Raw genomic sequence first — 14,934 nt, forward strand, 5'->3', positions numbered from 1 at the left:
TAAATCTTATTACTTGATATAACAAGAGGGAATAAAAAAGTCCTAACCTACAAAACGTAAGTTAGGACTTTTTGACGCGCCCAGAGGGATTCGAACCCCCGGCAGACGTGGTACCGGAAACCACCGCTCTATCCGACTGAGCTATGGGCGCATGATTATAAAAAACACTTCATTTTCTTCTCATAATAATAGCAATAAAATCCATCTAAATCAATAAAAATATCCCCATAATCCTTTATACACCTTAGTTATGATTACATCAACAAAGCAACATCCCCTAAAATTTCCAATCATAAATTCACCCCAACTCACAAATTATAACCTTTGAATTGATATTCCAAAGGGGGCTTCATTCAATGACTGTAATTACGAAATTAAAGCAAACTGTTTCTGGATTAAAAAGTGCACAAGCTAGCTTAGAGGGATTCGCTCTTGATACGGATAACCAACAAGCTAAGCAACTTTTCCAAACAGCTGCGCAGCAAACACAAACAATTATCGATTCTTTAAACCCACGTGTTGAAGAAGTCCAACAAGAAGAACCACAATACTCACAGCAATAACGTTTCATGCTGTGAAATAGAAAAAGGGTGATATGCAGTCATCCTTTTTCTATCACATTACATATTGCAATAGAAATGGAATGATGATTATGCGAAAGATTGGACTCATTACCGCGTTATTTATACTTCTATTTAGTTCTTTTACCGGTTGTGATCACAGCCCATTAGATAAAAAGGTAAAAAAAGAAGAAGCAAAACGAACGGAGAAAGAGAAAGGTCCCAAATTAACAAAGACGAGTACGGAATCCTTTAATCAATCTATATCACAGGGAGCGAAGGAAAGAGCTCTCGCTATGGATGAAATTATAAAAAGTACAGCAGTGAATTCCAATTTAGATCTCTACATAGCAGTTAAGCCTGAGCATCATGAACGATTTGGGTTAAAACCTTTACGCAAGAAACTTCAAAAGCAACTAAGTGATGAATATCCCACTTTCGATGTTCGTGTTAGTACCGACAAAAAAATCTTTATGTTACTCGAAAAGCTCGAAAACAGAATCAAGAAAAAAGAAATATCTAAAGATGAAATCAAAAAACAGTTAAAACTTATCGGATCAGAAATGGAATCTAACACTTAACGCTTTCGAATAGAAAAGGAAGGATTTAAATGTCTAGTAAAGATAAAAACTTAACCCCTGTACAACAGGAATATAAAAAATTTGAGCAAGAACGCGAACCGAAGCGTCCTGTCTTAAAAAACTGTATAAAAGCCTTTTTCGTTGGTGGTTTCATTTGCCTAATTGGGCAACTCATTTCTACTTTTTATATTACGTATTTCGATTTCACTGAACGTTCAGCAGGAAACCCAACAGTCGCAACTCTTATTTTCATCTCAATGTTACTAACTGGATTCGGCGTATATGATCGTCTCGGTCAATTTGCAGGTGCTGGGACAGCTGTACCTGTCACTGGATTTGGTAACTCTGTTATCGCCGCATGTATCGAACACCGGACGGAAGGATTTGTCCTTGGCGTTGGCGGTAACATGTTTAAATTAGCTGGTTCTGTTATTTTATTTGGTGTATTTTCGGCTTTCGTCATCGCACTTATTAAAACGATTCTCGTTCAATGGGGAGGGCTATAAATGTTACAAGGACACCGAACGTGGGTATTTGAAAACAAACCAGTTATCATTTCAACTGGAGTCGTTGGCGGACCGTTTGAAGCAAAAGGGAAAATCCCAGAAGACTTCGATATCCTTCATGAAGATTTATGGCTCGGACAAGATTCCTATGAAAAAGCACATAAAATTTTGTTCGAAGAAGCTTGTAGCCGCGCCACTGAAAAAGCAGAACTTCGTAAAGATGATATTCAATTTGTACTCGCAGGTGATTTAATTAATCAAATCACCCCTACAAGCTTTGCTTGCCGTACACTGGGCACTCCTTATCTCGGACTATTCGGCGCTTGTTCTACTTCTATGGAAGGTTTAGCACTTGGGGCGAGTATCGTAAATGCAAAAGGCGCAAAATATTTATTAACGGGGGCATCAAGTCATAACACCGCTGTAGAAAAACAGTTCCGCTACCCTACCGAATATGGTGGACAAAAGCCACCTACTGCGCAGTGGACAGTAACTGGAGCAGGAGCCGCTATTTTAAGCGATACTGGACACGGCCCTAGGGTAACGTCCGCAACAATCGGAAAAGTGGTTGATATGGGATTAACAGATCCGTTTAATATGGGAGGCGCAATGGCTCCAGCTGCCGTTGATACAATTGAGGCCCACTTACGTGAACGTCAAATTGACGCCTCTTACTACGATTTAATCGTAACCGGTGACCTCGGACATGTCGGTCGCGAAATTGCTTATGACTTATTACATAAACACGGAACGAAAGTAACGAGCGAACAGTTTCAAGATTGCGGGCTACTCATTTATAGAGAAGGGCAACCTGTCATAGCTGGGGCTAGTGGACCAGGATGTTCCGCAACAGTCGTGTACGGTCATTTATTAAACCGAATGAAAAGAGGAGAGTTCAAAAAAATACTTGTCGTTGCGACAGGCGCTTTACTATCTCCACTTACATTCCAACAAGAAGAAACGATTCCGTGCATCGCTCACGCCGTTTCAATTGAATTCGGAGGTGCAACGCAATGATTTTTTTCTGGGCTTTCGTCATTGGCGGACTCATATGTGTAATCGGCCAACTTATGTTTGATGTCGGCAAGCTAACACCCGCTCATACAATGGCAACACTCGTTGTTGCTGGAGCTATATTAGATGGATTCAATTTGTATGAACCATTAATCGACTTCGCTGGAGCTGGGGCAACCGTACCTATTACAAGCTTTGGTAATGCCCTCGTTCACGGCGCAATGGAAGAAGCTGCAAAACATGGCATCGTTGGCGTTATTACCGGCATGTTTAAAGTAACAAGCGCCGGTGTATCTGCAGCTATTATTTTTGGATTCATCGGAGCATTGCTATTCAAACCGAAAGGATAAGGTGTTCGTATGACAGTTATCGCTAGCGTCAAAACCTGCCTTGCTAGTGTAAGGGGCGCTCAAGCAAGTTTAAGCTCCCTCTCACTAAATTCACAGGACGCAGAATCAAAACGTGTATTTCATGAATGTATGTTAGAAATGGACAGCATCATCGCTGATTTACAAAATAGAGTTTCAGTATTAGAACGTGAAGAACCTCAATATAAAGGGTTTTAAGTAGACTGGAGGAAATGACTATGTCTCACCTGCCGGAATGGACACTTGTCATTCTTCGCTCTGTATTCATATTAATTATTTTATTCGCTATTACGAAATGGTTAGGGAAAAGACAAATCTCTCAGCTCTCCTTTTTTGAATACATAGCCGGAATGACAATCGGTGACATCGCTGCCCAAGTATCTACAGGGCTCGATTCAAAATTTTTTCACGGCGTCTTTGCGATACTCATTTTCGCTGTGGTACCTTTTTTAACAGGAATCCTCTCTTTAAAGAACAAAACAGCTCGAGATTTTTTTGAAGGAAAGTCTACCGTATTAATAAAAGACGGAAAGATACTCGAAGATAACTTGAAGAAAGAAAAATATACAAGTGACGAATTACTGGAACTTCTCCGTGGAAAAGATGCTTTCAGCGTAGCTGATGTTGAATTTGCTGTACTAGAACCGAGCGGAGAATTAAATGTATTATTAAAGAAAGATCGCCAACCACTCACAGCAAAAGACATCGGTTTAAAAGTGCCGAATGAAAAAGAACCACAAACTGTTATTATGGATGGCAATGTCTTAGATGAACCGCTATCCGCAAGTGGACATAACCGCGCTTGGCTACATGCTGAACTAGAAAAGCTCGGTGTTGTTATCGAAAATGTCTTTCTCGGTCAAGTTGATTCATACGGACAACTGACTATCGACATTTATAATGACAAACTACAAATGCCTTCTCCTCAAAACAAACCTTTATTATTAGCATCATTAAAAAAATGTCATGCTGATCTTGAACTATTTTCCCTAGAAACAAAGTCGAAATCAGCAAGCGAAATGTATAGTAAAAACGCGAAACAAATCGAAAAGATTTTAAATAAAGTAACCTATCTTTTAAAAGAATAGATATCGAAAGAACGCTTCAGTCAAAAGGCGTTCTTTTCTTTTTTTCTACAGTTTTTATAACGTTTAAATTTATGTAATTCGGTTATGATGTTGAAGATACATAAGCAGGGAATTTCAAAAACATAGCGAATATTTCATGGTACAACTACATATTTTTTTGATTTAAAGTGGTTTCGTTTGACCTTTATTGACCATAATTGTATTATAAGACTAAGAAAGCTTTATAAGGAGGAAATAACAGATGAATTTAATTCCTACAGTAATTGAACAAACAAATCGTGGAGAACGCGCTTACGATATTTACTCTCGACTATTAAAAGACCGCATCATTATGCTTGGTAGCGCAATTGATGACAACGTAGCTAACTCAATCGTTTCCCAGCTTTTATTCTTGGAATCTCAAGATCCAGAAAAAGATATTCACATCTACATCAACAGCCCTGGTGGTTCTATCACAGCAGGTATGGCAATTTACGATACAATGCAGTTTATTAAACCGCAAGTATCAACAATCTGTATCGGTATGGCTGCATCTATGGGTGCATTCTTACTTGCAGCAGGTGAAAAAGGAAAACGTTATGCACTTCCAAACAGTGAAGTAATGATTCACCAACCACTTGGTGGAGCACAAGGTCAAGCGACTGAAATCGAAATCGCTGCTAAACGTATCCTATTCTTACGTGAAAAACTAAACCAAATTCTTGCTGACCGCACAGGTCAACCACTTGAAGTATTACAACGCGACACAGACCGCGACAACTTCATGACAGCAGAAAAAGCTTTAGAATACGGTTTAATCGATAAGATTTTTACAAATCGTTAATAGATATTTAAAGCGAAAGCGGCTCGTTTAGCTCTGATTGGCTAAGATTCTTTCGCATAAAAGGCGCTTTTTGCCTTCTTATGCGGAAGGTTCTTAGACACGAAGAGCTAGCCGCTGGAGCTGGATAGATTAAAAGCGGAAGCGCCCTATAACAGGGCGCTTTTTTTATATGCTGTTCTCCGCCCGCATCCCCCACCTAGTATCAACCGAAATATATCAGCGATTTTTCAAATATATCGACCGTAACTCCAATTATATCGGCGATTATTTTAATATATCGACGTTTCGACACAACTTATCGACTTACCGACAATTCTCGACAAGCACGCACATCCCACATACCCCCACCAACAAGCCCCAAACAACAAAAAAAGCTATCGCACATGCGCGATAGCTTTTTATTGTACATATGCAGCTAATGCTTCTAAAGCTTCTTCTGCATCTGAACCTTCTGTTGTAATTGTTATCATGCTACCAGTACCAATTGCTAAGCTCATAATCCCCATTATGCTCTTTGCATTTACTGTCTTCCCATCTTTCTCGATGAAGATATCTGCATGAAAGCGATTGGCCTCTTGTACAAACAACGCAGCCGGACGTGCTTGTAAACCGTTTTTTAATGAAACCTGAACTCTTTTTTGAACCACAGCTCCATTTCCCCTTTAACCTTTTATTTTTTTGCTACCGTTTCTCCCGCGCGTAATTTCTCTGCAATATCATCGATTTTACGCAAACGATGATTAATACCCGATTTACTAATTTTCCCCCCGGATACCATCTCACCTAACTCTTTCAATGTTACATCTTGATAATCTCTTCGTAATTGCGCAATTTCTCGTAGTTTATCCGGCAATATATCAAGGCCAACCGTCTCATCAATATAGCGGATATTTTCAATCTGCCTTAGCGCTGCACCAATTGTTTTATTTAAATTAGCTGTTTCGCAGTTCACTAAACGATTTACAGAATTACGCATATCACGTACAATTCGAATGTCTTCAAATCTTAAAAGTGCATTATGAGCACCTATAATATTTAAAAACTCTGTAATCTTTTCTGCTTCTTTCAAATACGTAATGTACCCTTTTCTTCTTTCCAACGTCTTACTATTTAAATCAAATCCGTTCATCAGTTCACATATAGCATCATTATGTTCCTTATATAACGAAAAGATCTCTAAATGATAAGATGATGTTTCTGGGTTATTTACTGAACCACCTGCTAAAAATGCACCGCGTAAATACGATCGTTTACAACATTTCTTCTCAATTAATTCTTGTGATATATTTCGAATAAATGAAAAGTCATCTCGAACGATATGAAGATCAGCTAATATTTCGCGCGACTTCTCAACAAGCCTTACGATATATACATTGTTTTTCTTCAATCGCATTTTTTTACGAACAAGTAGTTCTACCGTCACGTCATATCCTTTTTTCAAAAGCGTATAAATCCTTCTTGCAATTGCCGCATTTTCCGTTTGAATATCGATTGATAGACGACGATTTGAAAAAGAAAGCGATCCGTTCATTCGAAGTAACGCTGATAATTCTGCTTTCTCACAGCATTCCTTCATCTCCAGATTCGTCAACTCTTTCTTTGTTTCTGATGCAAATGACACAGTCAACACCTCCTTATACGATTATTGTGGAACAAAAATCTTGTCCTATATGAAATGAGGAGCGTTACCTCAAACGAGGCAACGCACATCTACAACAGTGAATATAAAATAGAAGCTAGTTTTAATGTATCGTGTCTTACAACACGGTCATCATACTTCGCTAATTGATCTTGAATCACATTAATATTATTTTCAGTAAAACGCTCTTCATCTACTACAACTGGCGCTGACATTTCTTCCTCATATAACTGACGTAATTCACAAGGAATATCACGGTTATTTACAATTGCAGTATCGATAAATGGTTCACCTAAATGATCATGTAACGCCTGCACATGATCAAACGCAGTATATCCCATCGTTTCACCAGCTTGCGTCATAACATTACACACATATACCTTCTTCGCTTTTGCAGCAAGAACAGCGTCCCCAATTTTGTTAACAACTAAATTCGGCAATATACTCGTATACAAACTTCCTGGACCGAAAACAAGTAAATCAGCTCGTTTAATTTCAGTCAACGTTTCATGTAACGGCTCTACATCTTCTGGAGTTAAAAAGACACGGTTAATCTTCTTTCCGAAATAAGGAATCTTTGATTCACCTGTTACAATTTCTCCATCTTCTAGTTCCGCATGCAGTACTGCACTTTGATTCGCTGCCGGTAATACACGTCCTCTAACATTTAAAACTTTACTCGTTTCTGTAATAGCATGGAAGAAGTCTCCTGTAATCGAGGTCATACCTGCCAATAATAAATTTCCTAACGCATGACCTTTCAGCCCATCTCCCGTTGTGAAACGATGCTGAAATAAAGCTTCCACCAGTGGCTCTACATCTGATAACGCAACAAGTACGTTACGAATGTCACCTGGGGGTGGAATTTCTAGCTCATCACGTAATCTACCTGAACTGCCACCATCATCAGCGATTGTAACAACTGCTGTAATATCAACCGGATATTGTTTTAATCCTCGTAATAAAACAGAAAGTCCCGTTCCGCCTCCCATGATAACAATTTTAGGTTTCCTCTCTTTTTTCATCCCTTAATGACCCTTTCTCTTCTCCACATCACGATGAGATACATGAACGCTATACTCTGGTTTCAAATGTTTCCCAAGGTATTCTGTAAGCGTAACAGAACGATGCTGTCCACCTGTACATCCAATTGCAATTACAAGTTGACTCTTGCCTTCTCTCTTATAATGAGGCAGCATGAAAGTGATAAGATCAGTCAATTTCTCTAAAAACTTATGCGTCTCATTAAATTTCAGCACATACGATGAAACTTCTTCATCTAGTCCTGTTAATGGCTTCATATGTGGAATGTAATATGGATTTGGTAAAAAACGAACATCAAATACTAAATCTGCATCAATTGGAATACCGTACTTAAATCCAAATGACATAACATTTACACGAAATGCTTGCTCAGTTTCAGTTGAAAATAGGTGAACAATTTTTTCACGTAATTCTTTCGGTTTTAAATCAGATGTATCAAGCACAATATTAGCGCGTGCCTTCATATCTGTTAATAGGCTACGCTCTGCTTCAATTCCCTTTAACGGTAAACCAGTTGGTGCAAGTGGATGTGAGCGTCTCGTTTCTTTATAACGAGTTACAAGCGTGCTATCTTTCGCATCTAAGAATAAAATATGAGGAATAATCCATGTACGTTCTGATAAATCATCAAGTGCTTCCCATAAATGTTCGAAAAACTCTCGGCCACGTAAATCAATACCAAGTGCTACTTTATTCATTTTTCCTTTTGAATCCGCCATAAGCTCAATAAACTTCGGCAATAACATCGGTGGTAAATTATCCACACAGAAATATCCTAAATCTTCAAAACTTTGTAAAGCTACTGTCTTTCCAGCTCCAGACATTCCTGTAATAATTACCATTTTTATATCATTATTCTCTGTCATCGTATCCTCTCCTTGACGGTTTAACTCGGATCTAATCGATATGAAAGCAACTCAAAATCTGGGGTATATACAAATGTACCGTAGATTATGCCATTTCCTTTAATTAAATAATCAATAATGTGATAATCTCCTGGTGCCATTGCTAAATCATCAATTTTATCAAATGTATGCCAACCAATGATGCCTTCTTCGCTCTCTAGTTTGTTTTCTCCTGCAAAATCTGTCGCTAAAAAGGAGAACATCATCCATTCAGAAACAACTTTATCACCTTCTTGGATAACAAAGGTGAAGACCCCCTTTAACGCTGGGTTCTTTAAATAAATACCTGTTTCTTCACGATACTCGCGAACAACGGAATCTCTTACAGTCTCACCGCGCTCCATTTTTCCGCCTGGTGCAACCCACCAATTCCGGCGAGGTTTTTGGAGTAAGAGTACTTCATTATCTCTAATTAACACACAGTTTGTCACTCTTTGCATGTTTCTTCACCTCAGCTACTTGCAGCAAATTTCTCACTGCATACTCATTTCATTATACTATCAAAAACAGTTTGCTACAACGAAGGAGCCAGTCCCCTTTCGCTAAGCATACGCTACTCAACAATTTTAAGAAAGCTTTCTATAACAAGCAATGTAAATGCCTGGACTTTCCGTGAATAGCATGAAAAATCCCCTTAACGATTTTTATCGCCAAGGGGACTAAAGCCTTTATTTCTTACCGAAATAAGTAACAATCGCAAATCCTAAAATAAAGGTAATAATTGAACTTATAATTGAAAATCCTCCAGTTGGAATACCAGGGAACACAATTACAATCGAACCGATAACTAGTCCAATAATTGCCGCAAATGTCATACTTTTATATCGATCTAATAAGAAACTAATTCCTTTACTACTTACAACGAACCCTACCATAACGCCAGCACCAATAACTGCGATTAAAGGTAAGTTGAGTGTAGTTAAAGCATTAATTGCTGTCGGATATACACCAATAATTAACAAAATAAATGATCCGCTAATTCCAGGAAGTAACATCGCCATACTAGCCATCCACCCTGCAAAAAATAAGCCAATTGCATTTAAAATTGTTAACGTCGTAATTGGGTCTGCTGTCTTATCTGGTTTAAAGAAAGCTGTAATCGCAACAAGAATTGCTGCAACTATTAATAAAACAATATGCTTACCTTTAAACGACGACTTTGCATCGGCTTCTCTCATTAACATCGGTAATATACTAATAATTAAACCGAGGAAGAAAAATTGAGTCGGTTCATAATGATTTGCAAGTAAATATTTAATAACGTGACTTAACGTTAAAAATGCTGCTGCCACACCAGCTGCAAGGGGAATTAAAAATCCTAAATGTTTTTTCCATTCACGACTAAAGAATCCGCTAATTGCCGCAAGCAATTGTTCATAAATCCCTAACACAACAGCGATTGTACCGCCGCTCACACCAGGAATTAAATCACTAACGCCCATACAAAATCCACGATATATATTACGCCATTCCATACTGAATAAATTCCTCATTTCTTATAGTGATTTTTTCCGTAAAGTCCAGTATATCAATAAGAAAGCTTATAATCCCAATATTTTTTGACAAAACTTTGACATTTTCACACAAAAAAAGAAGAAAGCTCCTATCGGTAGCCTTCTTCTCAAAAGGTATGTTATCCCTTATTTTTCTGATACAGTTTTTAGTTCTTCTAATAATTCTTCTACGTAATGTTGTGCACTTTGTGCTGCAATACTACCATCACCTGTTGCAGTTACAATTTGACGTAGCATTTTTTCGCGAACATCACCTGCTGCGAAAATACCAGGAACTTTCGTTTCCATACGCTCGTTTGTTTCAAGGTAACCATTTCCATTTGTAATACCTAGTTCAACAAATGGTTTTGATAGTGGTAGCATACCGATGTATACGAATACGCCGTCAGTTTTGACTTCTTTCTCTTCTCCACTGTTTACATCTACAAGTGTTACACTTCCTACTTTACCATTTGCTTCGTTAATTTCTTTTATCGTGTGGTTCCAAATGAAGTCTACTTTTTCATTTTGGAAAGCACGATCTTGTAAAATTTTCTGTGCACGAAGCGTGTCACGACGGTGAACGATCGTTACTTTTGATGCGAAACGTGTTAAGAACACACCCTCTTCAACAGCAGAATCTCCGCCGCCAATAACTACAAGTTCTTTACCTTTAAAGAATGCGCCATCACATACCGCACAATATGATACACCGCGGCCGCCAAGTTCTGTTTCACCTGGTACACCAATTTTTTTATACTCTGCACCACTTGCAACGATAATTGCACGTGCTTTATATTCTTTTTTACCAGCAATAATTGTTTTGTATTCTTTACCATCGATGACTTCTTTCACATCACCGTATGCATATTCAGCACCAAATTTCTTCGCATGCTCAAACATTTTATTTGATAAGTCTGGTCCTAAAATGGACTCATAACCTGGGTAGTTTTCTACATCTTCTGTATTTGCCATTTGTCCGCCTGGAATACCACGCTCAAGCATTAATGTGCTTAAATTCGCACGAGATGTATATACTGCAGCTGTCATACCAGCTGGTCCTGCACCAATAATAATGACATCATAAATTTTTTCTTCCGACACACTATTCACTCCTATCCATTCCTACACAATTAAGTTACCCTCATTATACTGTTCGCATCATTTTTTTCCCAATGATTTGCTTATCTATGTGTGCGTACGCTTAACAGCTTGCACATACTTTCGAACAGTCGCTACAGATACATTATACACATCTCCGAGCTCCGACTGTGTCATCTTATTTCCTTGTTCACTGCGTACGATATATTCAACCGCAGCTGACCACCCGTATACATTTGTAAAAACTGCCCCAGATGTATATAAACGTATGAACGTACAAAACCAAAATTGTAAACACTCTTCGATTAATTCATCATCTTTTTTCGTATAATTGTATAAAGCATCCGCGATTCGAGCGCACTGTTCAAATTGCTGTAAATCAGCTGGAATACTCTTATGGCTATTCAGTAAAAAGAAATACTTTGCAAGTTGCGATACGATCGGAACACCATTCTTCGCCTGCGTTACATCAAAGAAGAATCCAACCTTCTCTGGCGTTGATAATTCATTCATTAAATATAAAGCTAGCATTTGTTCCTCTAGCGTCGCACTTTGCTGAAATGATTTTCGTAATTCTTCAAATAACACGTTTTGTCCTTCATCCGCTAAATTCAATGCATTCCACGGTTCTTTTCCCTTTTTATCAGGGTGCAATTCTACAACATGTTGCCACATTTTTTCAGCTACTTGCTGATCTTTTACCATATACGCAGAATATGCAAACCAATAATAAAAACTAACGTCTCCTTCGTATCCTTGACGCTTTAATAATTTGAACCATTTATATGCAGGCTCGAAATGACCAATTGTTGCAAGTGTCGTCCCAAGTTTCAAACGATGTTCAAACGAAATCGGATATACCGAAACTAACTGAGCAGCTAACGCCTCTACTTGTTTATGCTCTCCAATTGAATATAGAAAAATAAGCGTATTACAAAGCGCATGTATATTACCTGGATTTTTCTCTAAAATCATTTCCGTTAACTTCAGTGCCTTATCTACATTACCAGATTGAAAATGCGCAATGGCTAAATTATTATGCCCCGACCAAAATTCCGGATAATCTTTCGTAACAATTTCTAATGTAGCAATTGCTTCTTCCAATTGTCCGTTACGAATATAACGATTGGCTTCTTCCTGCATAACAATTAAATCATCTTCATCCTCAATCTCTTCCGCACCCATCGCTTCTTCTTCCATAATTTCAAGTAATTCTAATGTATCTTCTACGAATTCCTTCTCTTCTGCAACTTCTAAATAGCGATCCGCATACTTCTTCGCCTGCTGAAATAGCCCCATATACGCATAATTATTTGCAATAAAATAATAACACTGTTCAAGTTCTGGATTAGATCTAACAAGCTTAAAGAAGGTTTGATTTGACTCTTGATATTCACCAGCCTCAGATAATACTGTTGCTAATTGACATAAAATAAACGGCTCCTTCTCGCTTTGTGCCGCTCTTCGAAAATATTTAATTGCATCTTGCAATTTTTGTCCTTTGTAAGCCCTCATCCCTTTTTTATAAAAGAAGTCCGCTAATTGATTAAAAGAGATAACTTGTCCGTTCTCCTTATATATTCTTTGATTTTTCCCCATATATCCTCCAGTTTTTTGTTTTCTTCGTTCACACATTCTTCTATCTATAAGTATAAACGATTCCGTAAAAAACAAAACAGTATATTATACTCAATTATTTCCTTTTTATTCATTAAAAAAGAAGAGAAATGTTACATTTTTATCATCGACCTTCTCTAGCATCCATTTCTTCTTTTGTATAAATAACACGCATTGGATTTCCACCTACGAAAGCACCACTCGGTACATCTTTATGAACGAGTGTGCCAGCTGAAACAATTGCGCCATCTCCAATTTTCACACCTGGTAATATAGTCGTATTTGCTCCGATCATCACTTCGTTTCCAATGAAGATCTCTCCAAGTCGATATTCGCGAATTAAATATTCGTGCGCTAAAAGCGTCGTGTTATAGCCAATAATCGTATTTTCTCCCACAGTTATCTTTTCTGGGAACATAATGTCCGGCATTACCATAAGCGCAAACGATGTTTTCTTTCCTACTTTCATCCGCAAAAATGTGCGGTATAACCAATTCTTGACCGATAAAAAAGGTGTATAACGTGCAATTTGGATAATCATAAAGTTTTTCATTACCTTCCAAAAAGACACTGTTTTATACACATTCCATAATGAATTCTCTCCTGAAACAGGATAGCGCGTTGTCCGTCGCACTTCACTCGCTCCTCTACTTATCTTTACGAACGATTCATGTCGGACAAAATCGGCAATAAATCACTCATTTTATCTAGCATAAAGTCTGGCTTGTAAGCCTCTAAATACGCTCTACCTTTCAATGTCCATGAAACCGCAGCTGTTTTCGTACCCGCATTTTGTCCACCAACAATATCATGATGATTATCCCCAACCATCAATGCTTCTTCTGGTTTCGCATCTAATAACTGAAGCGCTTTTTGAAGTGGCTCTGGATGTGGTTTCACATGCTCTACATCATCAATTGTCACAACAACATCAAAAAACTCATCAAGCTTTGATAGCTTTAATCCCATCTCAACGGTTTGTCTCGCTTTCGTTGTAACAATACCAACCTTATAACCTTGTTTCTTCAACTCTTGAACTGTTTCATATACAGTTTCATATTCTTCTACTAATTCATCATGATGATCATGGTTAAATTGACGATAGCTTGTAATTAACTCTTCAACCTTACTTTCATCAATCTTGCTGAAAGTATCATGCAAAGATGGACCGATAAATGGCAATACATCTTCACGCTTATATTGATTTGGATAATATGTATTTAAAGTATGTAAAAAAGAAGAAATAATAAGTTCATTTGTATTAATTAACGTTCCATCTAAATCAAATAACACTGTATTTATTCTCATTGCCTTAGTCCTTTCTCTTTCCTGAATATGAAAGAAGCAGCATCTCATAATAAGATGCTACTTTTCTCTAATTTTCTAAATATCTTTTATCAGCTTGCCCCATTTTTCGTCTCACAATAATGAAAATAATAGAAATAACAACAATTCCAATTGACATTACTTGTGCGATACGAAGTGGTCCTAGCATTAAACTATCTGTACGTAAGCCTTCTACAAAGAAGCGCCCTACTGAATACCAAATTAAATATGTGAAGAATAATTCCCCGCGGCGTAAATTCACTTTTCGTAATGCAAGTAATAGAATTACCCCTGCAAAATTCCATAATGATTCATATAAAAACGTCGGGTGATAGTAAACACCATCAATATACATTTGATTAATAATAAAATCCGGTAAATGAAGGCCTTCTAAAAACTGTCTCGTTACTTCATCACCATGTGCCTCTTGGTTCATAAAGTTTCCCCATCGGCCAATTGCTTGTCCTAGTAAAATACTTGGTGCAGCAATATCCGCCAACTTCCAGAACGAAACTCCGCGGCGTTTCGCAAAAAGAATCCCTGTAATAACAGCCCCGATTAAGCCACCATGAATCGCCAAACCACCTTGACGAATATTAATAATTTGACTCGGGTTTTGCGCGTAATATTCCCATTCAAAAATAACATAGTACATTCTCGCAAATAGAATAGCGATCGGTACTGCAATTAATACAAGGTCAACAAATGTATCTTTTGGAATACCTAGCCTTTCTCCTTCGCGAGTTGCTAGCCAAAGACCTAATAGCACACCTGTACCGATAATAATCCCGTACCAATAAACAGGAAACGGCCCAAGTTGGATCGCTACGCGGTCAAGCTGTGGTACAGAACCTAACAGCATATGTATG

19 protein-coding genes and 1 tRNA gene are annotated in these 14,934 nt (G+C 37.9%); 8 read left to right on the top strand and 12 right to left on the bottom strand.

The features are described 5' to 3' along the window. Positions 1 to 75: 75 nt before the first annotated feature. A tRNA-Arg gene (locus EKQ63_RS27170) sits at positions 76 to 151 on the bottom strand. A gap of 205 nt (positions 152 to 356) precedes the next feature. Here EKQ63_RS27170 and EKQ63_RS27175 point away from each other — a divergent pair. The 8 genes from EKQ63_RS27175 (at position 357) to clpP (ending at position 4,940) form a co-directional block, all read left to right on the top strand. After that, entirely contained in the window at positions 357 to 563 is a 207-nt protein-coding gene (locus EKQ63_RS27175) for a DUF1657 domain-containing protein (RefSeq protein ID WP_000216166.1), read from the top strand. Positions 564 to 652: 89 nt separating this feature from the next. After that, positions 653 to 1,141, top strand: a complete 489-nt coding sequence (locus tag EKQ63_RS27180; protein WP_087955083.1) for a YhcN/YlaJ family sporulation lipoprotein — start codon at positions 653 to 655, stop codon at positions 1,139 to 1,141. Between the two features lie 29 nt (positions 1,142 to 1,170). After that, on the top strand, positions 1,171 to 1,647 hold the full coding sequence (gene spoVAC, locus EKQ63_RS27185) for a stage V sporulation protein AC (protein ID WP_016099831.1): 477 nt from the start codon (positions 1,171 to 1,173) through the stop codon (positions 1,645 to 1,647). Next, on the top strand, positions 1,648 to 2,664 hold the full coding sequence (gene spoVAD, locus EKQ63_RS27190) for a stage V sporulation protein AD (protein ID WP_000938952.1): 1,017 nt from the start codon (positions 1,648 to 1,650) through the stop codon (positions 2,662 to 2,664). Continuing rightward, a complete protein-coding gene (gene spoVAE / locus EKQ63_RS27195; protein ID WP_000575919.1) occupies positions 2,661 to 3,011 on the top strand; it encodes a stage V sporulation protein AE in 351 nt (116 codons plus the stop codon). Before spoVAD ends, spoVAE begins: the two co-directional genes overlap by 4 nt. A 9-nt stretch (positions 3,012 to 3,020) precedes the next feature. Next, positions 3,021 to 3,227 carry a DUF1657 domain-containing protein gene (locus tag EKQ63_RS27200; protein WP_002167398.1) on the top strand — a complete coding sequence of 69 codons (207 nt, stop codon included), beginning with the start codon at positions 3,021 to 3,023 and terminating at the stop codon, positions 3,225 to 3,227. A gap of 20 nt (positions 3,228 to 3,247) precedes the next feature. After that, positions 3,248 to 4,117, top strand: coding sequence for a DUF421 domain-containing protein (locus EKQ63_RS27205; RefSeq protein ID WP_000018910.1), 870 nt, complete (start codon positions 3,248 to 3,250; stop codon positions 4,115 to 4,117). A gap of 241 nt (positions 4,118 to 4,358) precedes the next feature. Then, entirely contained in the window at positions 4,359 to 4,940 is a 582-nt protein-coding gene (clpP, locus tag EKQ63_RS27210) for an ATP-dependent Clp endopeptidase proteolytic subunit ClpP (protein ID WP_001049162.1), read from the top strand. A 398-nt stretch (positions 4,941 to 5,338) separates the two neighbouring features. On the opposite strand, the gene EKQ63_RS27220 is transcribed toward clpP, so the two are convergent. The 11 genes from EKQ63_RS27220 to lgt form a co-directional block, all read right to left on the bottom strand. Then, positions 5,339 to 5,587 carry an HPr family phosphocarrier protein gene (locus tag EKQ63_RS27220; protein ID WP_000250307.1) on the bottom strand — a complete coding sequence of 83 codons (249 nt, stop codon included), beginning with the start codon at positions 5,585 to 5,587 and terminating at the stop codon, positions 5,339 to 5,341. A gap of 23 nt (positions 5,588 to 5,610) precedes the next feature. Beyond that, positions 5,611 to 6,561 carry a DNA-binding protein WhiA gene (gene whiA, locus EKQ63_RS27225; RefSeq protein WP_000006561.1) on the bottom strand — a complete coding sequence of 317 codons (951 nt, stop codon included), beginning with the start codon at positions 6,559 to 6,561 and terminating at the stop codon, positions 5,611 to 5,613. Positions 6,562 to 6,650: 89 nt separating this feature from the next. Further along, the gene (locus EKQ63_RS27230; RefSeq protein WP_000712175.1) at positions 6,651 to 7,604 is read right to left on the bottom strand and encodes a gluconeogenesis factor YvcK family protein; all 954 of its coding nucleotides are present in this window, start codon (positions 7,602 to 7,604) and stop codon (positions 6,651 to 6,653) included. A 3-nt stretch (positions 7,605 to 7,607) separates the two neighbouring features. Then, positions 7,608 to 8,489 carry an RNase adapter RapZ gene (rapZ, locus tag EKQ63_RS27235; protein ID WP_087955086.1) on the bottom strand — a complete coding sequence of 294 codons (882 nt, stop codon included), beginning with the start codon at positions 8,487 to 8,489 and terminating at the stop codon, positions 7,608 to 7,610. A 20-nt stretch (positions 8,490 to 8,509) separates the two neighbouring features. Next, the gene (locus tag EKQ63_RS27240) at positions 8,510 to 8,968 is read right to left on the bottom strand and encodes an NUDIX hydrolase (protein WP_001190080.1); all 459 of its coding nucleotides are present in this window, start codon (positions 8,966 to 8,968) and stop codon (positions 8,510 to 8,512) included. 228 nt (positions 8,969 to 9,196) lie between these two features. After that, positions 9,197 to 10,003, bottom strand: coding sequence for a DUF368 domain-containing protein (locus EKQ63_RS27245; RefSeq protein ID WP_000455203.1), 807 nt, complete (start codon positions 10,001 to 10,003; stop codon positions 9,197 to 9,199). A gap of 165 nt (positions 10,004 to 10,168) precedes the next feature. Next, complete coding sequence (gene trxB, locus EKQ63_RS27250) at positions 10,169 to 11,125, bottom strand: thioredoxin-disulfide reductase (protein WP_143881665.1); 957 nt, start codon at positions 11,123 to 11,125, stop codon at positions 10,169 to 10,171. Between the two features lie 84 nt (positions 11,126 to 11,209). Further along, on the bottom strand, positions 11,210 to 12,721 hold the full coding sequence (locus tag EKQ63_RS27255; protein ID WP_016718902.1) for a tetratricopeptide repeat protein: 1,512 nt from the start codon (positions 12,719 to 12,721) through the stop codon (positions 11,210 to 11,212). A gap of 142 nt (positions 12,722 to 12,863) precedes the next feature. Beyond that, complete coding sequence (locus EKQ63_RS27260; RefSeq protein WP_087955088.1) at positions 12,864 to 13,373, bottom strand: acyltransferase; 510 nt, start codon at positions 13,371 to 13,373, stop codon at positions 12,864 to 12,866. 23 nt (positions 13,374 to 13,396) lie between these two features. After that, positions 13,397 to 14,047, bottom strand: a complete 651-nt coding sequence (ppaX, locus tag EKQ63_RS27265) for a pyrophosphatase PpaX (protein ID WP_088325759.1) — start codon at positions 14,045 to 14,047, stop codon at positions 13,397 to 13,399. Positions 14,048 to 14,114: 67 nt separating this feature from the next. Further along, entirely contained in the window at positions 14,115 to 14,927 is an 813-nt protein-coding gene (lgt, locus tag EKQ63_RS27270) for a prolipoprotein diacylglyceryl transferase (protein WP_087955090.1), read from the bottom strand. Between the last annotated feature and the right edge of the window lie 7 nt (positions 14,928 to 14,934).

Source organism: Bacillus sp. BD59S, from assembly GCF_007363175.1.
Lineage (GTDB): Bacteria > Bacillota > Bacilli > Bacillales > Bacillaceae_G > Bacillus_A > Bacillus_A pacificus.

Bases quoted from the DNA above. Each gene is read 5' to 3' on its own strand.
- EKQ63_RS27200 (WP_002167398.1), top strand. From the start codon at position 3,021: ATGACAGTTATCGCTAGCGTCAAAACCTGCCTTGCTAGTGTAAGGGGC.
- EKQ63_RS27230 (WP_000712175.1), bottom strand. From the start codon at position 7,604: ATGAAAAAAGAGAGGAAACCTAAAATTGTTATCATGGGAGGCGGAACG.
- rapZ (WP_087955086.1), bottom strand. From the start codon at position 8,489: ATGACAGAGAATAATGATATAAAAATGGTAATTATTACAGGAATGTCT.
- clpP (WP_001049162.1), top strand. From the start codon at position 4,359: ATGAATTTAATTCCTACAGTAATTGAACAAACAAATCGTGGAGAACGC.
- EKQ63_RS27180 (WP_087955083.1), top strand. From the start codon at position 653: ATGCGAAAGATTGGACTCATTACCGCGTTATTTATACTTCTATTTAGT.
- EKQ63_RS27245 (WP_000455203.1), bottom strand. From the start codon at position 10,003: ATGGAATGGCGTAATATATATCGTGGATTTTGTATGGGCGTTAGTGAT.
- EKQ63_RS27205 (WP_000018910.1), top strand. From the start codon at position 3,248: ATGTCTCACCTGCCGGAATGGACACTTGTCATTCTTCGCTCTGTATTC.
- spoVAC (WP_016099831.1), top strand. From the start codon at position 1,171: ATGTCTAGTAAAGATAAAAACTTAACCCCTGTACAACAGGAATATAAA.
- EKQ63_RS27175 (WP_000216166.1), top strand. From the start codon at position 357: ATGACTGTAATTACGAAATTAAAGCAAACTGTTTCTGGATTAAAAAGT.
- EKQ63_RS27255 (WP_016718902.1), bottom strand. From the start codon at position 12,721: ATGGGGAAAAATCAAAGAATATATAAGGAGAACGGACAAGTTATCTCT.
- EKQ63_RS27240 (WP_001190080.1), bottom strand. From the start codon at position 8,968: ATGCAAAGAGTGACAAACTGTGTGTTAATTAGAGATAATGAAGTACTC.
- lgt (WP_087955090.1), bottom strand. From the start codon at position 14,927: ATGCTGTTAGGTTCTGTACCACAGCTTGACCGCGTAGCGATCCAACTT.
- spoVAE (WP_000575919.1), top strand. From the start codon at position 2,661: ATGATTTTTTTCTGGGCTTTCGTCATTGGCGGACTCATATGTGTAATC.
- spoVAD (WP_000938952.1), top strand. From the start codon at position 1,648: ATGTTACAAGGACACCGAACGTGGGTATTTGAAAACAAACCAGTTATC.
- ppaX (WP_088325759.1), bottom strand. From the start codon at position 14,047: ATGAGAATAAATACAGTGTTATTTGATTTAGATGGAACGTTAATTAAT.